Raw genomic sequence first — 2,678 nt, 5'->3', positions numbered from 1 at the left:
AGTAAGCGTCACATCCAGACCGTATTGACGCTTATGCAGATGTGAGATCGGTTTTCCACGGCAGCAGATCGCGCAGTCGGTTCACCGGCCAGTCCTGGATATGCCCCAGCACATAACGCAGCCACGCCTCAGGGTCAACGCCGTTAAGCCGGCAGGTGACGATCAGAGAGTAGAGGATTGCCGCACGTTCTCCGCCCGTATCTGAACCGGCGAACAGCCAGTTTTTCCGGCCCAGGGCAACGCCACGCAGGGCGTTCTCCGCGATGTTGTTGTCGATCTCCGCCCAGCCGTTGCTGCAGTACAGGTTTAACGCGTCCCACTGCTTCAGCAGGTAGGCGAACGCCTTCGACGTATCCGAGTGGCGCGACAGCACCTTCATCTGTTCCTGTATCCAGTCATAAAGCGACTGCATCAGCGGAACGGTCTGTTCTTTTCGTACCTCCAGCCGCTCGACCGCCGGGCTGCCGCGTATCTCCGCCTCGATGGCATACAGCTTTCCTATATGCTTCAGGGCTTCGGTTGTGATGTCGGTCGGCGTGCGGGCATGCACGTCGTGGATTTTTCGCCGGGCATGGGCCATGCAGGCCGCTTCCGTTATGCGGCCGTCTTCGTACAGCGCGTTGTAGCCACCGTACGCGTCCGCCTGCAGGATACCGCTGTACCCGGCAAGATGTTGCTGCGGATGCACACCTTTCCGGTCCGGCGAGTAGGCGAACCACACCGCAGGTGGAAGCTGTGAACCCGCGTTGCGGTCATCCCGGACGTAGACCCATAGGCGGGCCGTGCGGGTTTTACCGCTGCCCGGCTCCTGCACCGGCACAGGGATATCGTCTGTATGCACCTTGCCCGGCATCAGCACGTACTGGCGCAGCAGGTCGTACAGCGGCTCCAGCAGCTCGCTGACCGCACCGGACCAGCGCCCCAGCGTGGCACGGCTCAGCTCCACACCCTGGCGACGGTATATTTCCGACTGGCGGTAGTGCGGCGTGTGCTCGGCGAACTTCGCCGTGACGATGCGTGCCAGCAGGCCTGGGCCTGCGTAACTACGCTCTATGGGTTTGGAGGGCATGCCGGCCTGAACGATGTGGTCACAACTGCAGCAGACCAGCTTCGGCCGCTGCGTTTCGATGACCTTAAAGGCACTGCTGATAAGCTCCAGCTGCTCCGACACATCGCAGCCCAACGCGCTGAGTTCGTCGCCGCATTCAGGACAGGCTGGTTCTGCCGGCAACAGCGTGCGGGTTTCGCGGGGAAGCAAGGCTGGCAGCGGTTTGCGGGCGGAAGACTGGCGTAAAGGCTGCGGGAGTACCGGGTCATGCTGTTCACCCAGCACCTCCGCCATCTCCTCCTGCAGGGCGCTGATGCGCTCCTCTGCCTCACGGACCTGGCGGGCCGTTTTCTCACGCAGCTTTTCGGAGCTTTTGCCGAACTGCATGCGCTGAAGCTTAGCGACAAGCGCCTTCAGTCGGTTGATTTCGCTGGCGTACGACGCCACCCGCTGTGAGAGCAAGCGGTTATACTCCGCCATTTTGCGGATGGTGGTCTGCTGCTCCTGCAGCAGTGCCCTGAGCCGGGCGTTTTCATCAGGGTATGAGGTGTCCATAACCTCACTTTACAGCAGGTTATATGCGTATTCCAGGTCGTTCCGTCCGCTGCGGATGTTTCCAGTTAATGCCTTCCAGCAGCATGGACAGCTGCGCCGGCGTCAGGTGGACTTTACCGTCGCGGGTCACAGGCCACACGAAGCGACCCCGCTCCAGACGTTTGGTGAACATGCACAGGCCGTCCCGGTCCGCCCACAGCACCTTTATCATGTCACCGCGACGCCCCCGGAAGATGAACAGATGCCCGCTGAACGGGTCATCCCGTAACGTGTTCTGCACCCTGGAAGCAAGGCCATTGAAGCCGTTGCGCATGTCCGTCACGCCGGCAATCAGCCAGATGCGTGAGCCCGCAGGGAGTGATATCACCGGCATTCTCCCTGCATTTCCCGGATGAGCATCTGAAGCAGCTCTGGCGTAAGCTTTCCACTGATACGAAGCGTCCCGGCAGGCAGAACCAGCTCACAGCAGGGCGCGTCATCGCTCAGAAAGGAGGGAGGATGAGTCGGTTCGGGGCCGGTTCCAGCAGCGAGCATCACGGGCAGAATGACCGGCGCGTCTGCCCGTGCAGCCAGCAGTTCCTGCTGATAACGACGCCGCCAGTTGAACAGGAGATTGTCGTTAATGTTATTTTCACGGGCAAGCTGTGCAACGCTGACGCCGGGCTGCATCGACTGCGCCACCAGTGAGATTTTGAAGTCGCGGGGGAAGTTGGGACGTCGTGGTCGTTTGCGGGCGACAGGGATTTCACAGGGAGCAGTGGCTACGGGAATGGACGATTTTCGGGATGCCTGTCGGTAAAGGCGTTTATCCAGATTTTGGGCGTTGATTCGTGGCGGCAAAGGCCAGGACAGACCGGCCTTCCTGAAGCGAACAAAGAGATCGCATGCCGTGGTTTTGGGGATGCCGAACCGGCGTCCAGCCTCAATACGCGGCAGTTTTTCTTCAAAGTGGAGGCGAAGTACCTCAAGGAGCCATGTCCGGTGTTTCACGCGATAGTGTCCATTAAAAAATGATGGACACTATTTTCCCGGAACCGGAGTCCGCTGCACAGACGGTCTAAATGTGACGCTTACG

The 2,678-nt window shown here is 60.2% G+C and carries 3 protein-coding genes; all 3 read right to left on the bottom strand.

Going from position 1 to position 2,678, the window contains the following annotated elements; genetic code table 11:
• Positions 1-31 precede the first annotated feature (31 nt).
• From tnpC to tnpA, 3 genes are read right to left on the bottom strand one after another with little or no spacing between them, the layout of a single operon-like run.
• A complete protein-coding gene (gene tnpC, locus ACKWMY_RS27995) occupies positions 32-1,603 on the bottom strand; it encodes an IS66 family transposase (protein ID WP_409487518.1) in 1,572 nt (523 codons plus the stop codon).
• Between the two features lie 19 nt (positions 1,604-1,622).
• Complete coding sequence (tnpB, locus tag ACKWMY_RS27990; protein WP_409487519.1) at positions 1,623-1,970, bottom strand: IS66 family insertion sequence element accessory protein TnpB; 348 nt, start codon at positions 1,968-1,970, stop codon at positions 1,623-1,625.
• Positions 1,967-2,593, bottom strand: a complete 627-nt coding sequence (gene tnpA, locus ACKWMY_RS27985; protein WP_409487517.1) for an IS66-like element accessory protein TnpA — start codon at positions 2,591-2,593, stop codon at positions 1,967-1,969. The genes tnpB and tnpA overlap by 4 nt, the downstream gene beginning before the upstream one ends.
• Positions 2,594-2,678 lie beyond the last annotated feature (85 nt).

The organism is Serratia sp. J2 (genome assembly GCF_046269175.1).
Classification (GTDB): domain Bacteria; phylum Pseudomonadota; class Gammaproteobacteria; order Enterobacterales; family Enterobacteriaceae; genus Chania; species Chania fonticola_C.
Note: the sequence above shows the minus strand (reverse complement) of the source record. Positions and strands in the feature narration are given on the sequence as shown.

What these genes read in the sequence shown, in the direction of transcription:
- tnpC (WP_409487518.1), bottom strand. Translation starts at nt 1,603, where the DNA reads ATGGACACCTCATACCCTGATGAAAACGCCCGGCTCAGGGCACTGCTG.